19 protein-coding genes are annotated in these 21,219 nt (G+C 31.9%); 7 read left to right on the top strand and 12 right to left on the bottom strand.

The window, feature by feature from the left end; genetic code table 11:
* Nucleotides 1-341: 341 nt before the first annotated feature.
* The 3 genes from J5J05_RS08910 (at nucleotide 342) to J5J05_RS08900 (ending at nucleotide 2,844) form a co-directional block, all read left to right on the top strand.
* Entirely contained in the window at nucleotides 342-1,157 is an 816-nt protein-coding gene (locus J5J05_RS08910; RefSeq protein WP_208560336.1) for a ParA family protein, read from the top strand.
* Nucleotide 1,158: 1 nt separating this feature from the next.
* On the top strand, nucleotides 1,159-1,542 hold the full coding sequence (locus tag J5J05_RS08905; protein ID WP_208560335.1) for a DUF5388 domain-containing protein: 384 nt from the start codon (nucleotides 1,159-1,161) through the stop codon (nucleotides 1,540-1,542).
* A gap of 69 nt (nucleotides 1,543-1,611) precedes the next feature.
* Complete coding sequence (locus J5J05_RS08900; RefSeq protein ID WP_208560334.1) at nucleotides 1,612-2,844, top strand: DNA cytosine methyltransferase; 1,233 nt, start codon at nucleotides 1,612-1,614, stop codon at nucleotides 2,842-2,844.
* 209 nt (nucleotides 2,845-3,053) lie between these two features.
* On the opposite strand, the gene J5J05_RS08895 is transcribed toward J5J05_RS08900, so the two are convergent.
* From J5J05_RS08895 to J5J05_RS08880, 4 genes are all read right to left on the bottom strand, one after another.
* Complete coding sequence (locus J5J05_RS08895) at nucleotides 3,054-3,878, bottom strand: hypothetical protein (RefSeq protein WP_208560333.1); 825 nt, start codon at nucleotides 3,876-3,878, stop codon at nucleotides 3,054-3,056.
* A 107-nt stretch (nucleotides 3,879-3,985) separates the two neighbouring features.
* Complete coding sequence (locus J5J05_RS08890; protein WP_208560332.1) at nucleotides 3,986-4,588, bottom strand: hypothetical protein; 603 nt, start codon at nucleotides 4,586-4,588, stop codon at nucleotides 3,986-3,988.
* Between the two features lie 239 nt (nucleotides 4,589-4,827).
* Nucleotides 4,828-4,944 (bottom strand): AAA family ATPase, encoded by a 117-nt coding sequence (locus J5J05_RS13035; RefSeq protein ID WP_208560331.1) that lies wholly within the window; start codon nucleotides 4,942-4,944, stop codon nucleotides 4,828-4,830.
* Nucleotides 4,945-5,237: 293 nt separating this feature from the next.
* A complete protein-coding gene (locus tag J5J05_RS08880) occupies nucleotides 5,238-9,353 on the bottom strand; it encodes a YobI family P-loop NTPase (protein WP_208560330.1) in 4,116 nt (1,371 codons plus the stop codon).
* 230 nt (nucleotides 9,354-9,583) lie between these two features.
* Between J5J05_RS08880 and J5J05_RS08875 the strand changes: the two genes are divergently transcribed.
* Nucleotides 9,584-10,126 (top strand): tyrosine-type recombinase/integrase, encoded by a 543-nt coding sequence (locus J5J05_RS08875; protein WP_208560329.1) that lies wholly within the window; start codon nucleotides 9,584-9,586, stop codon nucleotides 10,124-10,126.
* 82 nt (nucleotides 10,127-10,208) lie between these two features.
* Here J5J05_RS08875 and J5J05_RS08870 read toward each other — a convergent pair whose 3' ends face one another.
* On the bottom strand, nucleotides 10,209-10,469 hold the full coding sequence (locus J5J05_RS08870; RefSeq protein ID WP_208560328.1) for a helix-turn-helix transcriptional regulator: 261 nt from the start codon (nucleotides 10,467-10,469) through the stop codon (nucleotides 10,209-10,211).
* 87 nt (nucleotides 10,470-10,556) lie between these two features.
* On the opposite strand from J5J05_RS08870, the gene J5J05_RS08865 reads away from it, so the two are divergent.
* Together J5J05_RS08865 and J5J05_RS08860 are read left to right on the top strand one after the other, a co-directional pair.
* Nucleotides 10,557-11,759, top strand: coding sequence for an AIPR family protein (locus J5J05_RS08865; protein WP_208560327.1), 1,203 nt, complete (start codon nucleotides 10,557-10,559; stop codon nucleotides 11,757-11,759).
* A gap of 355 nt (nucleotides 11,760-12,114) precedes the next feature.
* A complete protein-coding gene (locus J5J05_RS08860; RefSeq protein WP_208560326.1) occupies nucleotides 12,115-12,408 on the top strand; it encodes a BRCT domain-containing protein in 294 nt (97 codons plus the stop codon).
* A gap of 97 nt (nucleotides 12,409-12,505) precedes the next feature.
* On the opposite strand, the gene J5J05_RS08855 is transcribed toward J5J05_RS08860, so the two are convergent.
* The 4 genes from J5J05_RS08855 to J5J05_RS08840 all read right to left on the bottom strand — a co-directional run bounded on the left by J5J05_RS08855 (nucleotide 12,506) and on the right by J5J05_RS08840 (nucleotide 16,266).
* On the bottom strand, nucleotides 12,506-13,138 hold the full coding sequence (locus J5J05_RS08855; protein WP_208560325.1) for a hypothetical protein: 633 nt from the start codon (nucleotides 13,136-13,138) through the stop codon (nucleotides 12,506-12,508).
* A gap of 27 nt (nucleotides 13,139-13,165) precedes the next feature.
* Nucleotides 13,166-14,113 carry a site-specific integrase gene (locus tag J5J05_RS08850; protein ID WP_208560324.1) on the bottom strand — a complete coding sequence of 316 codons (948 nt, stop codon included), beginning with the start codon at nucleotides 14,111-14,113 and terminating at the stop codon, nucleotides 13,166-13,168.
* A 1,504-nt stretch (nucleotides 14,114-15,617) separates the two neighbouring features.
* A complete protein-coding gene (locus tag J5J05_RS08845; RefSeq protein ID WP_208560323.1) occupies nucleotides 15,618-15,854 on the bottom strand; it encodes a DUF6718 family protein in 237 nt (78 codons plus the stop codon).
* A 214-nt stretch (nucleotides 15,855-16,068) separates the two neighbouring features.
* Nucleotides 16,069-16,266 carry a hypothetical protein gene (locus J5J05_RS08840; protein ID WP_208560322.1) on the bottom strand — a complete coding sequence of 66 codons (198 nt, stop codon included), beginning with the start codon at nucleotides 16,264-16,266 and terminating at the stop codon, nucleotides 16,069-16,071.
* Between the two features lie 559 nt (nucleotides 16,267-16,825).
* Between J5J05_RS08840 and J5J05_RS08835 the strand changes: the two genes are divergently transcribed.
* A complete protein-coding gene (locus J5J05_RS08835) occupies nucleotides 16,826-18,100 on the top strand; it encodes a helix-turn-helix domain-containing protein (protein WP_208560321.1) in 1,275 nt (424 codons plus the stop codon).
* A 61-nt stretch (nucleotides 18,101-18,161) separates the two neighbouring features.
* Here the strand turns inward: J5J05_RS08835 and J5J05_RS08830 are convergent, their stop codons facing one another.
* The 3 genes from J5J05_RS08830 to J5J05_RS08820 all read right to left on the bottom strand — a co-directional run bounded on the left by J5J05_RS08830 (nucleotide 18,162) and on the right by J5J05_RS08820 (nucleotide 20,839).
* Nucleotides 18,162-18,617 carry a hypothetical protein gene (locus J5J05_RS08830; RefSeq protein WP_208560320.1) on the bottom strand — a complete coding sequence of 152 codons (456 nt, stop codon included), beginning with the start codon at nucleotides 18,615-18,617 and terminating at the stop codon, nucleotides 18,162-18,164.
* A 376-nt stretch (nucleotides 18,618-18,993) separates the two neighbouring features.
* Nucleotides 18,994-19,791, bottom strand: coding sequence for a hypothetical protein (locus J5J05_RS08825; RefSeq protein WP_208560319.1), 798 nt, complete (start codon nucleotides 19,789-19,791; stop codon nucleotides 18,994-18,996).
* A 19-nt stretch (nucleotides 19,792-19,810) separates the two neighbouring features.
* Nucleotides 19,811-20,839: a replication initiator protein A gene (locus tag J5J05_RS08820; protein ID WP_208560318.1), complete on the bottom strand. Its 1,029-nt coding sequence runs from the start codon at nucleotides 20,837-20,839 to the stop codon at nucleotides 19,811-19,813.
* Nucleotides 20,840-21,219: the final 380 nt, after the last annotated feature.

The following is a 21,219-nucleotide window of genomic DNA, read 5'->3' as shown; positions in this document are numbered from 1 at the left end:
GGGGTTTTTCTTTTAAAGGTATGTATAGGCTTTCTCTCTCCCTACTATAATATAGATGTTTTGATTTACGTAACATTTTTTAAAGAAAAAAAAAAACTGTGTTATATAACATAGAAACATTAAAACATTATACCACTTTAACATTATAACACTTATCGGGAGTTTGGAAATAACTCTATTTTAAAGCTTTTTTATTATTTTAAAGTATAATTAAACATTTCAACATTAAAACATAGTGACATTTCAACATTTCAACACTTTAACATTTTGGGGGAGTTTATCTTTACTTTAAATCGTTAGTGATGTATATTAATGGTACATAACACATTGGGGGGAAAACGATGACTGCTACGACACTATCCTTTTCTAATTTTAAAGGCGGAGTAGGGAAAACGAGCACAACAGCTTTAGTGGCATACAACCTACAGAAATTAGGTCATAAGGTTTTAATAATAGATTTCGACGCGCAAGCAAATATAACTTCTCTTATGTTAAAAACAAAGTCTGTAAATGACGAGATAATCACAATTGACAAAGCCCTTATGAAAGCAATCAACGAGGATAGTCCACTAGAGGAGTTAGTTATACAGATTAAAGAGAATTTAGATCTTATTCCTAATGCTGTAGACTTTTCTATGTATCCTAGATACTTAGAGAGGAATTTCGATTCAGAAATTGATCGTGTATCGTATTTCAAAAATAAAATTGGTGGTTTAAGAGATAAATATGATTACATTTTGATTGACGTTCCACCAACTCTTAGTCTACTAAATGACACAGCTTTTTTTGCTTGTGATCAAATTATAGTTGTACTGCAAACGCAAGAACGTTCTTTATCAGGAGCGGAAGTATTTATACGATACCTTCAAGAGACCTTAATAGACGAATTTCATTCAAATGTAGATATTTTAGGTATATTGCCGGTTTTAAGTAAAAAAGGAGCTCGAGTAGACGCCGAAATATTAAAAGCCGCTTCTGAAGAGTTCGGAGTCGAAAATATTTTCGAAAATAAAATCTCGTTAATGGAAAGAATTAAGCGTTTTGATATGACAGGTATTTCAGACGATCCTAAAGATCAGCATGATAACAGAGTCCATGCTGTTTTTGAAGGTGTTTCCAAAGAAATCATTGCACGTTTAGAGGAAGGATCTGAATAAGATGGCTTTACTAAATCATAATTCCGAAAAAGAAAAGCAAAAAAAGAAACTATTAAATAGAGGACCGAAGGTCGAAGTCAGCAATAAAGTGAATAGAAACGATTTAGATTCTTATGATCAAAAAAAATTTAGAAAAATGAAGGAACCAGAAATAACAACTGTAGTAACGGAACCCGTCAATATTCGTGTAGACAATCATATTAGGAATAACATTAGCTCTTTGATTACTATGGGTTTTGCTGAGAGCCAAAAAGAAATGGTAGATATTATGGTAGATATGTACGTTGAAACCCTAGAAGAATCCGAGTATAAACGTTATTTAGATCTAGTTCAGATATATGAAGACAAAGATGTTCGGCGAGCAAATAAAAGAAAGGGTAATTAATATCACTAATCAATTTCAGGTTAGTTTTATAAGTTATTACTGCAGCAGATATTTAATAGGAGATTGATTATGACTGAGAATCCAACAATAATTGAACGAAAGAAATTCAAACCAACTCCCAACTACTCTCAAGAAGATGTTAAAGATATTTTGGCAGAAAAAATTAAAGAAGAAACACAACAGATAATTGATGAGCCCGATAGTTATAAAGTAGAAGATTTATATTATAAAAAAGATAAAGCTAATATAGTTTCTCTTTTCTGTGGAGCTGGAGGATTAGATCTAGGTGTAGAACTTGCTGGATTAGACGTTGAGGTAGGTAAAGAAGCAACGAATCAAGCATACAAATCGAAGGTTGAATTTGATTCAATAAGGGAAAATAGTATTTTTCACCACTTGTATTCGAATGATATTTTCAACGAAGCTTTAGATACTTATGCAATGAACTTTTCAAAAAAGGTTTTTTTGCATAATAAAAATATAAAAAAAGTAAAAGAATTTCCTAAAAATGCAGACATTATCGTAGGAGGACCACCATGCCCAGGGTATTCTGCAGCAGGACCACGACTAGTTGACGATCCTCGAAACTTCCTTTATCTGCATTATATTAGGGCACTTATGCAAGTTAAACCAAAATTTTTTATTATGGAGAATGTAAAAGGAATGCTCACACTAGGTAAAGGTGAAGTGTTTCAACAGATTAAGCAGGATTTTGAAGCTACAGGGTATCGGATATATGCTGATTTGTTAAATGCACGAGACTATGGTGTTCCGCAGTCTCGTGAGCGAGTTTTTTTAATTGGAGTTAGAGAAGATATTGATTTTGAGTATGAATTCCCAAATCCCACCCATGGGGATAATATATTACTCAAACCATACGTAACTTTATATGATTCAATTGGAGACTTAGAAGAAAATCCTGGAGACTATTTCACAGGTTCATATTCTTCAATTTTTATGAGTCGTAATAGAAAGAAGGGTTGGGAGGACACAAGTTTTACGATTCAGGCTTCCGGTCGTCAGGCTCCAATACATCCTGGCGGTGTCCCAATGGAGAAGTTAGATAAGAATAAATGGATATTTCCAGATGGTGAGTCAAACAATCGGCGTCTTTCCGTTAAAGAAATTGCCCGCATTCAAACTTTTCCTGATTGGTTTACCTTCTGTGTTGGAAATACAACTAAAATATCTAAAAATGGACAGATAGATAAGATTTATAAACAAATAGGAAATGCTGTGCCTGTAGAATTAGCTCGTGCTGTCGCACAACCAATTGCTCAATGGTTAATTGAGAATAAATAGAAAGAGGTTTTAGCTCCGTATTAATACGAAGCTAAAACCTCTTTTAAACTTCTTAACACTCCTTAAAAGACAGAAAAAGTAATAACGTCAAGTATTAGTTAGAACAATTAATTATTGCTATTCATAAATAAATGCAGCGTAAGTTCTAATTATGTTAATGAACAATAAAAACTATAAAGTTTAATTATCTAATTAAAATATGAAGGAAGTTAACGACTGGCAAGAGGTATACATATATTATAAACCTCGTCTAATTCTCTCAAAATATGATTATGATTTAAACTATTTGGCTCAACTTCAACATATTCGCCCAGTTTATTTAACTCTTCCAAAGTTTTTACTATACGTTTCTCTTCTAGAGGCTTATAAGGTTGAAATTTAGTATATACAGCTTTACCTCGGTTTGATCTTTCCGTTGCAGGATTAATTGGTCGGTAGGCTACTTTAAAGTTATCACTTAATTCCATAATAACTTCCTCATCTATAGGTTTAATTAGGGGTAACAATTCATCTATAGTTACTGGTACTTCACTCCCTACAAATAGACAATTTGCTATACCTTCTCCTTCCCCATATCCCGCTACGATCTTAACTATGTCCTCGTAATTAAACACTTGAGTAAATTCTCTAGCTGTTTTTCCTTGACGCTTCCCAAAGCAAATACTAACTCCAACAAACAGAGAAGCATTAGAGTGGTTCTTCCAATCATTAGCCCACAATGTGCAATCCTTGACAAGATTATTAAAGTTTTCTTGACCAAATTCTTCAATAATCCTTGGATGACTGTACCAATTTCCAAAATGGTGTGCTGAGTTGAGCTTAATTGAAATTTTTATTGGTTTAGAAGGGCTTTCTAAACGGATAATAACATCCGTTTTTGAACCGGTGTTACCCATTCTTTCTACACTAGTGATTTGTGAGCCAGGTAATATACCTTCATTTTCCATCCAAGTCGGTATATTCTCGGGTATTACGTTGTAATTTTTTATCAAGTTAACTATGTCTATTTCAAATTGATTTGATTTTTCAGACATACACTTTGTCCCCTTTTATAAACTTAATTTGCGAGTTATAAGTAATAAATTTATTTATAACTCACCGCAAAAAAAAAATTAAATACCGATATTCTCTTTGCTCTATGTTAATCATAATTTACTAAGTGAAATAAACCTTCGAAATCAAATCTAATTGATTCTGCTATAGATTTATCCAGGGTTTGATCCTCTAATATTTTATTCCAAGTAGATAAATTATCAGATAAAGCGTTTTTCAAGAAGGAAAAAATAGACCTATCAATCATGAAGAGATCACTATATCTATAAGCGCTAATAATTTCGCTAATATTAAATAGTTTTTTAGCGTCACAATATGATTTACTATCTATCATACGAGCATTTTCATTGATTATATTGTAAGCTTTATCCGCATTACTACCCAATCTAGTTAAGATATTTTCATGAATAAAAACAATTTCATAGATACTACTTTCATGATTTATATTATAAATTAAAGGATAAAAAGCTCGGTTATTTGGACTAATTGTAGCCAAATCGTTTTCATCCCAAGCAGTACCGTCTTTCTTGGTAACTTTGAGTTTATAAGTTTTATACATTCTATCGTTCCAGACTCTTTGCTCTTGTTTGAAGAAACCAAAATCGTAGCTATGACCAAAATTTTCGATTAAATCAAAAATTGTTTTATCCAAATTTTTGATTTGATTATCGGAAATATCTGTATTAATCAATATAAGCGCCTCCAATATTCTAATTACATTAAATATAGCATAATTTGATTGTTATTTTTGCTTTCTTTAACAAATACTGGTTTTAAGTTAGAATATTCTCTCTATATTGAAGTCGAATCAAGAGTAGTTTCATCTGGCTATTTTTTAAAGTAGCAAGTGATAATGACGTCATTATCTAGGGCAGCCACACAAATATCAATTGTGTCTATTTTGGAATTATTGAAAAATATATCCAACGCTTATAGAAAAGTAGATTTACCTGAATCGTTTTTACCGACAATTGTTGTAAAATCTTTAAGATACATTGTAGTAGATTTTTTATACAATCTAAAATTTTTCCAGCGTAATCTTTTCAAATTTCATAACCGTCTCCTTTTGATTACCTATTTTACTCTTATATTGGCTATTTTTTCGAGACCGATTTCTAATTTAATTTTAAAGGATTTCTATACTTCTAGCAAACTGGAAAATTTGGTTAATCCTTTTGAATGTTTTCAATTAACAGTATAAAGAAAAAAGAAAATTTAAATAATAACGCAAGATTCCTGACTAAAGTTGTATTTTAAGAAATAATATAGAGCGCACTCAAAAAGGGAAATCCATATAATAGAAGACTTCCCTTTTTGATTAATGTTAATTTTATCTAATATTATTTTCTTTTACTAAAAACTCTTATTGTATTATCCTCTTCTGTTTTCCAGCTAGATATTATATTTAGCTTTTTTAGATATTTTATTACTGTTTGGTTAATCTCACTATTTTTAAATTTGGGATTACTACCTTTAGCAATTTCCCTGTAATTTTTCGAAAGATTTAGTGAAGGTACCAGTTCAAGAATATCTTTGAAATCAAACAGACCTATTTTAGACATCATCAATCGTTCTTTGTCGCTTACTTCAATTTCTTCACTTTTGAGCAAGTCAAATATAAGGTTCTTGTCTACTTTATTGTCTACTTTATCAGAAGCAACAATATCTCTATTCTTTATACCTAAATTTAAAACTTTTTTCTTTATAACAGAGTTGAAATTACTGTAATTTTCAAATAGATATGGTTTGTCTTTTTCTTTCAAGTGAGTGTCCAAGATTTTTTCGAAGTTTTTACTTCTGATATCAAATTCTTTTAAAGAGATAGGTGTTTTCTTTGCTGATAGCAAATCATCAACCATTTTAGAACTAATTCCAGATTTCATTAACTCTACAAGCTTTATCTCAGCAAGACTATTGGCGACTAATTCAATATTACCTTGAAGGTTCTTTTTCACAAATTTTACCACTTGAGTAGGATAATTATCGCTAACAAATTTTAAGTTTTTCGAATTCATTTCAATGACCAATTCTTCAATAAGAATCTCTACTTTTGATATGTCCAAATTTTCCATTAAAAAGTCTTTTGCTGTTTCTTTACTACCGCCTATAATACTTCTGTAGTGTTTGTCTTTTAGGTCGTTCAAACCAAGAGTTTCTATAAAGAAATTCTTGTCTCCAACTTTTTTCAAATTTTTACCAGCTTCTACTTGTATAGGTTCATCAGTTCCATTTACAAATTCAATGAGCTCTTGAGTCCAATCGTCCTGATCCGTTTCTTTAAAATATGAAATAATATTATCTATAGTAGGCTCTACTGTTCGGTATTCGAGTAATTTTCCCCACAAACTCGTATTCTTAATTTCATTGATATTCTTCACCGGAATTTTTATTGCCTCAATGAACTGATCTTTTACTGCCACGTCATCTCTATTCAGTATTTCGACAACAATTTCATTATTCTCACGTATATTGTTTTCTGAAAACTCAATGTAATTGATCAGATAGTCATTTATTTCTTCTTCTACCCTGGCTTTCAAAGGTTCAATTTTAGAATTTCTAATATGAGTAAGGTTTTTTTCTTTAAAGTCTTTTCCATTTATTTCGGTATCTTTGATTGCTTTTTCGTGAAGAAATACTTCTTTTATGTTTTCGAAGTTTAATTTATATATATTTTCTTCAATTATAAAGTTGACTATATTCGAAGCAATTTTAGAGAAATTCAACTTATTGAACTTAATATTCATTTCTTTTAGATTCGAATAAAAGTAATCAAAATTTAAATCATCGTATTCCTCAGTTTTCAATAACAGACTAACATTTTCGTTTATATATAAGATTACTTGGTCAAGATTTGTTTCATTTAAAGCAGAATAGAAATCCGTCAGACATAGGCTTCCAAAGATCAAATTATTCATTGATTCTTTATCGTTATGCGTGACCGTTTCCTCTAGTAAGTTTTTTTCTATGATTGCTACTTGGTAAAAGTGTTCCCAGTTGTTGTTTAGTATTTCTAGAAACAATTTGAAATCTTTAATTTCGGAGATTTTCTCTTTAGTATTTAAATACTGATATAGATTTATAATGAAATCTATGTTTTTATGATCAGCAGCAACAGTAATAATACTTTCTAAATTTTCTTTTCTGTTTGTTTCTAATAAATGGCTGAATAAATCGTAATTTAAAATCCCCTGTCTTCTATAATCATTCGTTTGAAGGTGAGCTTGTATCAAATCAAAATTACTCAATGGAAGCTCATAATCTAATTCCCCATCATCAAGTAAATTAGTAATAAACATTTTTTCATCGATACTAAAGTGAGTACCATAGAAGTAGTTCATATATTCACTATAAGTCTCATTAATATACCCTTCTTCAATTAATAAATATAGAAGTTTTTTATACTCACTAGACTTTATGGAAGGGTGTTCTTCTAGTAATTTATTGTATTCTTCTCTATTTAAACTCTTAGAGACAGACAATATTCTCACATTACTTCGCTCTTCTTCTAGTTTGTTGAGGTACTTCTCTAACTCACTAATCCTAGAATTCATCTTTTTTTCAATGATTTCTTTTCTTCTTAAATAGTCAGTACTTTTCTCCATTTTTGAAATTAATTCTTCAATTTTGACGGTTTTGGGGGTACTTCTGCTTATATTTTCATGTCGATAAGTGTTACCATTATATATCTTTCCTTCTTTATACTCTAAACTTTCTACTTCTTTTTCTTCAAGCAAGTTCTTAATGAATTCTATATGTGTTGAACTATCCGCAAGATCAGCTTCAAGGATAAGATCATCTGTTTTCATATAGAGAGCAGTCAATTCAGTAATAGATACTAACAACTCTTCATTTATACTTTTCAATTCTTCCTTATATATTTCTATCTTATTGTTTATAGTTTGTAGACGAGTCTCAATGAAAGTTTTTTTATTCTCGAAAATAGAGTAAATAAATCCCTTTCTATATTGTAAATCAGCAAAATCTTTTGGAAATATATTTTTATAAGTAATTAATGCAAGCAACTTATTCCTATCTAACTCTTCATTGTTGATTTGACGATCGTAAATTTTATACTCGTTAGATATGTTGTACATCAATCTCATGTCATCTATAAAAAAAGCTAATTTTCTTAAAAATATTTTTTCAATTCTACTATCTTTCTCAATAAGAATGTTATCTTGGGATTCTTTTTTTACAAATTCTTTTTTAACAAAAGTATCTTTTGGATAAAAAATTTCGTTTATGGGGTATTGGGATAAGAAACTCTCACTTACCTTACTAGTTTTTATGCGTGTTTCATTGAATAAATCCGTTATTTTTTCAAAAGAGTTAGTTGAATCTATGACAGGAATGATCGGTATGATAAGATCAAAAAATTTTGTACGATCTTTTGATATGAATATGTCGTCTCGTATTAGATAAAGGAAAATAATTTGTTTGCTATAAAATATTTTATCGAATTTATTCTCTAAAATATCTTTTCCTCGTGCAGTCTTTCGCAACCACTTTGTAAAGCGTGCATATATTTTTTTATCATTCTTATCTTGTATTCTTCTATTTAATAATTGATTGATTTCTTTGAGTTTTCTGAAGACGTCACTATTATCAAATCGGTCTAGATCCTCAAAAACAATTACATCTGCATTTGAATTTTCAAATAAATAGATCACTTCATTTAAATGTTCGTCAAAAAACGAACTATTTTCCGACTGAAATAATTCAATTTCGTTACCTTGGAAAGCAATCTTTCGTATAAAAGCTCTATTGATTTGAGCTTTCCCAAATATCTTTATAATGTGGGTCAATGAAAGTAATAGAATGCTACCTACTACCAGAGGAAGAAAAGCATTAGTAGTAAAATTCAAATATTCTAGATTATTATAATTTACGTAATTAACCCAATCTCCGAATTTAAATATGTATATAAGACTCAGTATCATTATTGGTATGAAAACAGCCCACGTGTATACTTTATATGATTTATTGTTCTTCTTTACTTTTGTAAATGCTTGAGGGATTTTTTTGGTATTTATTTGGTGCAAAAGTTGATTAATAATCTTTCCTTCGATTTCATTTGTTTCTTGTTGCTTCTTTTCTTCACTTTCTTTCGGCTTTTTATCGAACATTACTTTTTTTGATTTTTTATTTGATACTATCCATGAACTTCTTTTTCCTTCTTGTTCTTCACTTCCAGGAAACTCTTTATATCTCCCTAAAGCGATATGGATAAAATTCAAGTTAGGATTAATTGTTTTATAAGTTTCGATTGTACTGCTTTTACCTGAACCGTAAGGTCCGGTCATTCCTACATTCAAAATAGTATTATCAAGGAACATTTGGTCTAAAGCTTCTTCATAAGTATTTAGTTTTATATCATTTTTCGGTGCCAAAGAGTTCAATTTAAAAGTACTTCTTGTTTGAGACTCGGTATTTTTTTTAGACTTCAATTTTTTCAATGTATTTTACCTTCCTTTCTGTAAAGAATTGATATTTAAATTATATCATTAAATAAAAATTAACATTGTCAAACTTTATTAGTTTTTATCTATAAAAAGAAATAACGCAACATTCTTCATAATTGTTGCGTCCAAAACCTTGTTAAATCAAGGTTTTTATTTTATACTGTTCTTAAAGAGAAATAATGCAACTTATTGAAATTGAATGTTGCGTTTTAAGGAGCGGAAAAATGAGCACCTCGAGTCCAGTAAAAGACCAAGAAAAATTACGAGAATTAAAAAGCTTGTGGGATAAGACCTCTAAAAAATATGTCTTGATCGATTTTATGTTAAATACAGGGTTAAGAGTTTCTGACGTGCTGTCAACAAAAGTGGGGACGGTACTGAATGGAGAATATATTGGAATCGAACAAAAAACGAAAAAACCGAAACGATTTCAGTTAAATGCAGGAATCCAATTGATCATAAGAGATTATGTCCTAGCCAATCAGTTAACAGAGGACGATTATCTGTTTCCCAGTAATAAAAATCCTGAACAACCCATTAGCCGTTACCAGGCATTTAGGATCGTTCAGGAATCTGGAGATTTAATTGGTCTAAAGCTATCTCCTCACAGTTTACGGAAGACATTTGGGTACCTACATTACAAAAGAACGAATAACGTTAGTTTACTTATGAAAGTCTTCAATCATTCTAGCCCAACGGTCACACTATCGTATATCGGTTTAGACGAAGAGACTATGCAAAATGAAATTTATAACCATTATATATAGTATTACCCACCATAGAAGCGAGCAAGCTTTAAATAAATGAAAATTATATATACCTACTGCTTTAGAGCCCAATAATTCGTGTTTATTTAAAAATCTCTATTATGAAGCTATCAACTAGCTCTTCTAATGTTCTTTCAAAAATGTTTCTTTCATACATTAGTACAATCGTTTCTAATGATATTATATTTTTACCATTTTCATAATTGTAAATCATTCGTGTACTTACACTTAATGCTTCTGCCAACTGTTCAATTGTCATTCCTTTATGCTTTCGAAAATTTCTCAACGTATTTCCCATATGGTAAAGCCTATTATTCGAGCTATTCATTTTTCGTTCTGTCATTTTGAACCCTCGGTTCCTACAAAAATATTTGGATAAAGTATATCATAAACTTATCAAACAAATATGATAAATATGGAGGAATGTAAAATGAAAAAAAATGATATCGTTCAAATGGTGCCTTATTCTAAAATCGTTGACATGGGCAGCCCTTACCAAGGAGATAAACGGTCTGTCTACCATGCTTGGGTTAACGTTAAAGATTTACCTGAAGGATTTCCAACCGAAGTTAACCCTAGAGAAGTCAATGTTCGAACAAAGGTGTACAACAAGATAGTATCATCACTAACCTCTAGCGATGAGTCTTTCTTTGTTAATAACAGAGGTATTTTGATTTCTGCCAAAGAACTTAAAGTTGACACTTTAAATAGAACAATGCAAATTAATATTGGTAACTCCAGTGAAGAGGATAATAGTATATACGGTGTACTAGATGGGGGCCATTCATATCATGCTATTCTAAAGAATAGAGATAAGCTTGATGATAATACAAGTCAATATGTGCATCTTGAAATTATGACGAATGTCAGAGTTATAGATGATTTAGCTGCTGCGAGAAACACCAGTGTACAAGTATCAGATAAAGCAATTGCTGAATTAGCAGAAAAGTTTGATTTTGTTAAAGAAGCTTTGGCATCTGAACCATTTAAAGACGATATTTCCTATAGAGAGAATGAATCTGACAAACGTCTCGATTCTGTTGACTTCGTTCGATTAATGTATTGCTTCAATATTTTCAAGTTTCCAACGGATACTACTAAACAACCAATTGCAGCGTATAGTGGAAAAGCTCAAGTACTAAAAGATTATCTGGCTGACTTCGGGGTAAAAGAAACTTATACCAAAATAGCTCCACTGTTACCAGAAATAACAAGGCTTTATGACCAAATAGAAAAGGAAATGCCCTCAGCTTATCTTGAAGTGACTCCAGGCGGATTGTTCGGTAGAATCAAAGGTGTAGATGTCAAAGACCGTGAAATGGCCACTAAGTTTTATCAACACCCCATGAATCACCAAATTTCTCAAGGGTTAATTTTCCCCATCATATCAGCCTTTCGTACGTTGATATCAGAAGAAGAAGGAAAACTAGTCTGGGAAGTAGACCCACTAGAGGTCTGGAATAGACTTAGAGGTAAACTAGTCAATAACACAATTGACATGTCTCGACAGTTAGGAAACAATCCTCAAAGTGCAGGTAAAAGTAGTACTTTGTGGTCTCAGAATCTAGATGCTGTAAACAGCGCAAAGCTTCAATTGCAAATAGAAGCTTTGAAAACAGAAAAAAACAAATAAACAACTTATTAATGAGTACAGAAAAGGGAATTCTCCAATATAGAATCCCCTTTTTTGTTTTCGTGTATTATAAATTGAATATCCTAATTCTTCGGCAATTGTGCTACAGTCTTTATAAATACATATAATAGCACTAAAAACTTATAAACTAATTACTAGTGATATAATTGGCTTTTAATCATTGATTAAACAACCAAAAGTCAGTTCAAACGATTCTTATAGTTAGACTTATCACTTTCTTGAAGATCTAGGGAATGTTTTAATAAGCACTTTATCCCTACGAAAATATATTTATTTTGAAAACTGATAGAAAAAATCGAGAGAAATCAAACAAAGAGACGCGAGGTGACGGCAAATGATTCGGAATGAAACAGTCGTGTTCACAGGTAAACTGGCAAGTATGACTAGAAAACAAGCACAAAATTTGGTTTGGTCCTTGGGTGGCCAAGTCCAGTACAGTGTATCTAAAAAGACAACTCTTTTAGTCATTGGTAGAAGAAATTTAGACCTTTTCGAACAGGATCCTCGATCGTTAAAACTAAAACATGCTGAAGAACTCCAAGATAAAGGAGAATGTCTACAAAAATTAACAGAGGAAGAGTTTGTTAGACTGGCTATTACTCAATTACAATCCAAAATCAACAAATAGTCATTGACTTTATTTCAAAAAAACAAGTATATAGTATGTGCTAAAAGTGTTTGATTTAGGTTCTCAAATTTTTTATATTCATATTTTAAAATTAAAATCAAAAATCATACACTTTTAAAAATATTTTATTAACCACTCTTTTTGTTTTGTCAGGATAACACTCCAAATAAACAATGACTTCCTCCAAACTCACATTTGTATCAACCAGATATTCAAAAAATTTATATTTAGCTTTTTCGATAGGCTCTTCGCTGAGCTTATCAAAGTCAGTTAAAAGATCAAGAATTTGAAATATTCTATAATTTTCGGAATTGATCTTATGTTTTGCCTTTCTAATAGAAAGTATTTTATTGTAAAATGAGACTTCTTTTTCTGGTAAATCTGTATTATTCGTGACGATTATCGACCTACTAGCGGTCTGGCTAGTCAGCCCTAATTCATTGGCAAAATTAACACCTGATTTGTAGCCAATAATTTCTCCTTTATCCAAAATATATTTCTCCCGAATAATTTTATCGACTGATAACGTTGGATTCTTCAAAATAGAATGTATTCTAGGAATAAAATAGATTGTTTCATTTACTTTTCCAATCTTTCCTGCGCCACTTAATTGCTGGAGCTGCTTCTCGAGCTCCTCTCGATTCATTTCTAACTCTTTTTCCAACACTTCCATAAATACCGGTTCGTCCCTTCCATACTCTTTCAACATAAACATATATACTTGATTCATAATCATTCCTCCTAATCTCATTTTTCCTTATTCCAATCGTAAATATTTAGAGATTACGTCTGTGCGGTTGTGGCCAAGATTCCTGGCCAGATCCAGAAACAAGCTCCGATCAGCTTTAAAACCGTTATGATCCTCTAGGATTCCGACAGCTTTATAATTCTTCGTTTGTTGAAGCTGCTCGAAGCGATCTTTGGCATATTCAGCTCGATAGATATGCAAAGCATATTTTGACGGCACTTTCTCCTGATATAGTTCAGCTCCTGCGTTCAACGCTTCTTTCACTTCAGATTTTCCATTCGGAATATCGGACTTTTTATCTACAAAATGAATATAGTTTTTATATCTCTCATTAAATTCTGGTACATATTTTTCGTTCACTTCGCAAAGTCGAGGTTTTCCGCCCTTTTCTACCACCAAAATAAAATATTGATCACTGGCCCCCATTCGAATTTTATCTCTAAAGCGATAAAAAGAATTGGTGTTGATCCCCGCTATTCCGGTCCGGCGGAGACCGGCCATTTTGGCCAGCTCGACTTGTTCAGCGTATTTATCTGGAATCTGTTCTCGTTCTTTATCAAGGCGGTTATTCTGACGCATTTTCACGCCCTCCAGATTCATTTTTTTGGCCGTATAAACTTCATGTCCCACTTCTCCCAAAACTTTGTTTAAAGCCGTCAAATCGCTCTGTATCGTCTTATGAGATTTACCTTCTCCCACTCTCTGTTCGACATATTCCTTAACCTCGTCTTGTGAGATTTCGGTGATTTTTTTGACCCCTTTTTCTTTTAAAAAATCATGAAACTGAATGATTGCTGATTTGTGTTTTTCGAACGATTTGCTGGCATATATTTTCTTTTCTGTTGCGGCGCGACCATGCTTCAATTTCTCAATATGGCGACTATGACCATATCCGGCTGTATGCTGCTGCTTCAGAATTTGAATCAGTTGGTACTTCAAGGATCCATTTCTGCTCATTTTCCTCCCTCCATATAGGTTTTTGTGTGTAAATTAAGTTCTTTCTAAAAAAGGACAGACTCGCCCCTCTGATCGAACGTAAGATTTTGCTCCGGCTACAAGACTACTTTTTTGAATGAGGATGTATACCTCTGCCAGAATCCCTTAACCACAACGTTTAGGGGACATTTGTTACTTTTATTTTTTCCTGCCATTTTCAGTAAGTGCACCTCTCTCTTCTACCTTCGGAGAAGAGAGAGGCCTGTAGCGCTTCGGCTCTTTCAGAAAACACTCCGTTTATTTCTGTCTCCTTCAATTGGATCACCTATCTTGCTTTTTAGCTTGCTTTCTCTTCTCCAAGTGACCAAAGTGATCCAGTAGTTCATTCGAATCATAGAATGATTTTGCTGCTTCTTTCGATCTGTATTCAAGCCCTATTGGATCACTTGAACAGTTCCAGGGTCCCCTTCGTCCTGAAACACTATGTCTATAGGCTTGAACACTCTTTATCTGACTCTTTTTTCTTTTGATCTTCCTTGTAAAATAGTCTGTGCGTTTTATCTAACTAATCAATCTGCTCTTCTAGATCTTCTTCTGTTCACCTTCGGTTTTCTTTTTTCTATCAACTAGAACGTCTTTCTTTTGCTCCTTCCAAATGCTTTTGCTCCTCTCTTTTTGATTTGATCGCCTGCTAGGGTTTGTATGCTCCAAGGTATGCAACTGATATTTTTACTATACGCGTTTTTTTAAATCCTTGTATCGCATTTCTGTCGAACACTTGAAGATACGCAAAAAGCGTGCTGGTGTAGCTACCGGCACGCTTTGAACTCGCAGTTTATTTAGTTGACATAAGACTCATTGTCCACAGAACTCCAAATCCGACGGATTGTTTACCCGGAGCTTTCTGGGCGGTCTAGTTCTATTAAAAATGATTTTGGGACTTTTAAGCAAAACTATTTGAGCTTTTAGGTACAAAAGTTACACGTTTTAATCGAAAAAGTACCTTTTTTTTCCATATGCATTGTTTTGAGGTTTCGTAATCTTCAATCATCCTATATAATTAGAGTTACGTAGCAGTTATGGACGGTGGTAATCCGAGTAGGAAAGGTTTTGAGGCTTATGAAGCACAAGACAAGACGAAAGGAGAAATCAGCTTTTATGAGCGACTTTGAGTTGCTTATGATTGTTATGACAGTCTTAGGACTTGTCATTACCGCTATCAAGGATTGATAGCGCACAAAAAGCCGTCCAACTTGGCCAAGTTTTAGGACGACTTCTTAAATTGTTTTAAATTACTCACGCCACCGTTTAGAACGGATTACGTATGAGAGCTCTGTTGGTAGCAGAGCTCTTTTTTATGCATTTTTGTGTCACCAAGTATCACAAAGTGTCATTAAGTATATTATGACATTGCCAGTTTAAACTGTAAAGAGTTTTAAATTGATTAGCCTACCTTTTTTCAAAATAGAGCTCCTACTATGTTAAAAAAGGGTACCGCTAGCTTTTTCAATATAGCAGTCTCCCGTCAGCAAATCATGTTTAGTGTCTTTATCCCTTCTTCGAACGCTTTTTTAGAATTTACATAGGTCACAGGTTCGTATTCCCTATAGATCGAAAAGTCTCCAACAAATAAAATTTGTATGCCCACTTCTATATAAGCATAAGTCAGTTTCTCGAAAAACTCTGAAATATTTTCATTCTTATCAATCTCTAAAGCAACAGAACCCTTTTTTTGAAAATGTTTAGCGACTAAATAACTCATGAAAAGCTCCTCTCTAACAAATATCGGCTTCTATTTCTAAAAATAAAAAAAAGGGTAAAAAAAGACCGAATCTAATTTCGACCTTTTCTTGAGGCAGTTGACGATTATTTTTTAACCAGAAAGGTAGAAAAGCCAATTGTTTCAACAAAGTCAGTATACCATTTTTTCTATAGATCAGAAACGATTTATGTAGACTCATCATCAGTCTAGCTCTTCAAAAAAAATTTTTCAATTTTTCGAAAAAGGAACGTTCTTTAACCAATTTTTCAAAATACTCTTTTTCCATTTTTTTCTGAATGAGCCTAGACGCCTCCATATTATAGAGATTGCCTTGGACTTTTTCGTACGCTTTGTCCGCTTCGATCTCAGCTTCTTTAGGCGTCAGATTTTTGTATTTTTCAGTAATCGACATCTCACCACACCTTTCAACTCATATTCTTTTTTATTATAATTGAACTTACATTCTCTATAAACATTTTGAATCAAAAAAGGAGAACTAAAGTATGACTATTGATAAAAACAAAACATACTGGCTACTATTTAGAAAAAATAAAAGCTTATCCGAAATTGCAGGATTACGCTGAATCTATCAAGAACCCAACACCATCTAGAAAGATTCCAAAATCTGCTTTTCGTTCCAGTCCCAGACAAATTGAACCTGTAACTTATCTACATGCCTATTATTGGTCTACGATAAACCAATGATAGGCATGTTATTGCACCCACTGGAAAAATAAATTTTGTTCGACCATTTTTTGTGGTTGGAAAATTTTTAATTTTATACAATGTCTAAAATCAAAAAGAGCCTGTTCCTTAATTACCTACCTGGTAAAAAAGGCGGAACCTTTTTCTTATAGTCATTGTGTAAATAGACATTTTGTAACAACAAAATAACTTTTTCTTCAACAAGGATCATTTAGAAAAACATTCGCAAATTATAGGAACATGCTCTGATACAGGAGTGTGTTTTTTTGTCTAACTTAGCTTTAAAAGAACCCTTAAAAAATCTATCTCATTCTTTACACATTTTTCCAACGGATCTAGATTTAAAATTTTTCAAAGCAATGGAGCTAAACGAGGATCACCAGGGAGTACGCGTACTTCGCCAGTTTCAGCGCCCATTAAAAGAAGGGGGGCACCCTTTGGGATTTGCTGGGAAGTTTAAACCTGAAATCGTTCAACTAGTTGAACTCATTGCTCCTGAAGCAACTTCTGCTTATTATTCACCCAATACCTTCAAAAAACACCATGCTCAAAAAAAATCCGTGTGTACTGTAACATCTGTCTTTTTGGATATCGATATTAATACCGAAGAAGTTGCGGCTGTGGAGCACAGAATTAATATCGTCGAAGAAATATTAAAAATCGCCGGATTGCCTATTCCAACAGCCATTATCGATAGTGGCAGTGGCTTGCATTTATATTATATTTTTGACGAACACCTTTTTGTGAATAATCCAAAAATCATTTCTTTAATCGAACGACTACAAGGCGTTATGATCGATCTATTTAATTCAGCTGCCAAACAATTCAAAGACGATATCTATGCAGACAACAGCCGAAAAAATATTAATGGCCTTTTAAGAATCCCTTGTAGCCGAAACAAAGGCAGAGAAGTCCATTGTGTTCAATTCAATGCTGGGGCATTTACGGATCATCAGACTTTGATCGACGACCTTTTACCCCCATACGATCCAACAAAAGTAGAAAAAGCAGCCTATGCACGCAAACAGGCCAAAGCTGGAAAGAATATTAAACAAATCAGTAATCTAAATACATTGAATGTAGCGAGGGTGAATGACTTGCTTAAGCTGTTAAAACTACGGAACTATGATTTACCCAATTTGAGGAATACATTTTTACACATTCTGGCCAGCCAGTTGGTTCACCACGCCACAAACAACAAATTAGAAATGCTTTCAGAAGCAAATGACAGTCTTTTAAGACCACTTAATCAAAAAAAAGTAAATATTATCTGGACTAGCGCTCAACGCGGAGAATACCTCTATAAAAACCGAACAATTATAGAAAAACTTCATATAACTAGTGTTGAGTTAAAAAATTTAAATCAACTCACTCCACTAACTCAAAAGGAAAAAAGGCAGCTCAAGAAGGAAGAAAAGAAAGCTCGAAAACAATTGGTAATCACCTTGATTCAAGCTGAAAAAACCAATAACGAGATAGTAGAAAAAACTGGAGTTTCTAAACGCACTATACAAAGAATTAGAAAAGAGATAATAATATAGAGTATATTATCTCTTTTCTAATATCTAACTGTATAGACGCTTTTGGCACCCCCTCTTTTTTTCACTCATATTCTCTTAGGAATTCTACATCTTTATTCCAGTCAATCGGAATTTTCCATTTTGCTTCATTTGTCCCTCGGAGAGAAGGCGAGACCCCGTTTTTATATTCATTATATTTTTGGTCGTGAAATATTTCAATTTCTCTCTTCGTTACTTCGTTTAGTTGATATATTTTTCCAAAAAAGTTAAGTCTAACATCATATTTTTTATCGTTTTCTATTTCTTGCCGCTCTTTTTGATCCTGGCTTTTAGGATCAAATACACTACCATTTTTCTCAATTTTTTTTGAGAATACCACAAATTCATCTTCTTCAACCTCTATACGTATTTCATTTACCTCGTATTGATATAAAGTAACAGATAACATACCCTCTTTTCTATCCGTGAAGTTATAGTAGCTTTTTGGAAGTGGAAGACTTTCTAATAAAACTTGAAAATCCAAATCATTCAAATTCATTGCGCCCTCATTAAGTATGAGATTGACGTTGTAGATATAGGTGACTACAGTTGTATTTTTTTTAAATAGTCCCTTATTAATTGGACTCGATTTTGTTCTAACTAGCTCAACATTACTTATTGTATCAATAGACTCATAACTAGGATCTGTAACAAATTCTTCAAATATCACTTCTGAATAATCTACGGAAGATTCCAAAGTTTGACTAGCACATCCTGATAATAAAAATAACAACCCTAGAATATATATAATTTTGCTACTTCGTTTCATAAATTTACATTACTTCTTTCTTTTATTTTCTAAAATTTTCTTTTCAGGAACCAATCTGCTACTAAAGGGAACTTTCACTTTTAAAGAGTTACAATAATCAGTGTTTCTAATCTAAATATATATACACAAAAAAAGATAATAGAGCAACAATTTTGTAAAAATCAATTAGCTTCCATTCTGTTGGATATATAAAACCGTGAAGCACACTATTTCTAGTTACATCGTCTGATTTATCAAACCTTTGATAAAAGTAATTTTTAGTACTTTCTAATATTTTACAGTAAAATTCTTTTGTTTCTTCACCTTTATTATTCGAAGAAATAATAGCACTCTTTGCGGACTCAAACAGTTTGTTATTCGTTCGAATAGATTTTCCTCGATCATCATGTTTAAATCTTAAAAAGCTTTCTAGGTAAGAAAAATAAAATGGGAGCAATAGCTTGTAGCTTTCTTCAATCCCCATATCAGAGGAGACTTTATTAGCTGTATTAAGTGGTTCCTCCCAGTCCTTTAACGGGTATTCTGAAAGTAATTCTATTAAATATTGGGCAGAAAAAAAATCGTTATCATTACTATTAAATAATTTCTCATATTCTTCATTTATGCTACCTTTTTTTAAATGTTTACTGAGTTCGATATATTGCCTAGGTGTTGCATAAAAAGGCAAAAAATACCCATTATCAAGTAACGAAGCAATTGCTTCGTTGTATTCTTTTTTATTTACTTTATATTCTCTGTCTATTCTTTTTAAAATAGGATTCAGTTGTTTTAAAACAGAGTCTATATACTTTATAGTAGGTTTGGTTACTTCTTTAAATGATTTTATTAGTTCGGAATGTTTATCCAATACTTCTTTCACTTCAGAAGGTATATTCATTTGAAATGAAAAATCTTCATCAGACATATTAATAATGTATTCCTCCTCATATTTCACTAGCTTTTATCTGAGTAATCCAATGGATAATAGTTTGTTTTATACTTATAAATAGATAGGCTTTAGGATCTTTAATCTTTTGATATTTATCAGTTCTAATCTTTAATAAAACATTGTATAAAGTTTGTGTCAAATCTTGCCTTAAATCATTAGAATAATATAGATCCTCTAGCAAACCTATTTCAATGGAACTGTTGGTATCTGTCTCAGCAGATTTCACAGCATAGTCTATAGTTTTAATAAATTGATTAAACAAATCAAATTCGCCTTTTGAATAATTTTTTAGCACATTTAAAAAGTTTGTTCCGTATTTTTTTTCTAAGCTTTGTTGATTTATATATTCAGTTATTAAAATAGAATCATTTTCTTTATTGTTTTTTCTAAGTATAGAATTCAAATCAGCTTGAGAGATGTTATTTTTGTTATCTTTAATATCTTTAATATCTTTAGTTTTAATAAAATCAGTATCATTAGAATTCGATTTTCGAACGTCAAGACGTTCGAAAATCGAATTTCTGTTTTCAGAAACCGGTTGTTCGATTTTCGAATGTCCGCTTTTATCAGCACTTTGAGAATCCTTTTTTTCAAAATTAGTATTTTCAAATTCTTTTTCTTCTAATTCACTTATAAGATTATTCTCTTGATGTTTAATTTCATAAATATCATCCATAGTCACATCTGGGTTAAGCAAATATAGACGGTTAGCTTTATTAAGTCCTCGTTTCTCTTGCTCTAATAGTTTAGAGTTTAGTAGTTCCTTTTTAACAGTATTTAAGGTCGACGTACTTGCGATATTCAATATGCCCATCAATTCTTTATTAGTAAAAATGAAATAAATATCTCCTTTATCATCAACCCAATTATTTTTCTGTGAAAGATCAACTCTATCTCGTAGAATCGCCCAGGCTAATTTGGCATTATTTGAAAGCTTTTTATATACGTCATTCGTAAAAAATACCTTAGGTAGCCTATAAAATTTCTCTCTGTACTCATCGGTAATGTTAACTCTATTGGACATTTAAAATCCTCCTACTATTGTATAAATGATTTTTATTTAGTGAGAAGATTAGATTTTATATGTATATAACGTACTTTTAAAAATTTTTTAAAAAACAGGAAAGTATGCTATTATGTTATAGAAAATCATATAATAAATCTAATCCCCACTCGTATTGAAAAGATGAAGTTTGCCGACTGCTCTTTTCAAAGACTTGCTGGGGGTTTTTCTTTTAAAGGTATGTATAGGCTTTCTCTCTCCCTACTATAATATAGATGTTTTGATTTACGTAACATTTTTTAAAGAAAAAAAAAAACTGTGTTATATAACATAGAAACATTAAAACATTATACCACTTTAACATTATAACACTTATCGGGAGTTTGGAAATAACTCTATTT

Origin of the sequence: Marinilactibacillus kalidii (assembly GCF_017599325.1) — a bacterium.
Taxonomy (GTDB): domain Bacteria; phylum Bacillota; class Bacilli; order Lactobacillales; family Carnobacteriaceae_A; genus Marinilactibacillus; species Marinilactibacillus kalidii.
Note: the sequence above shows the minus strand (reverse complement) of the source record. Positions and strands in the feature narration are given on the sequence as shown.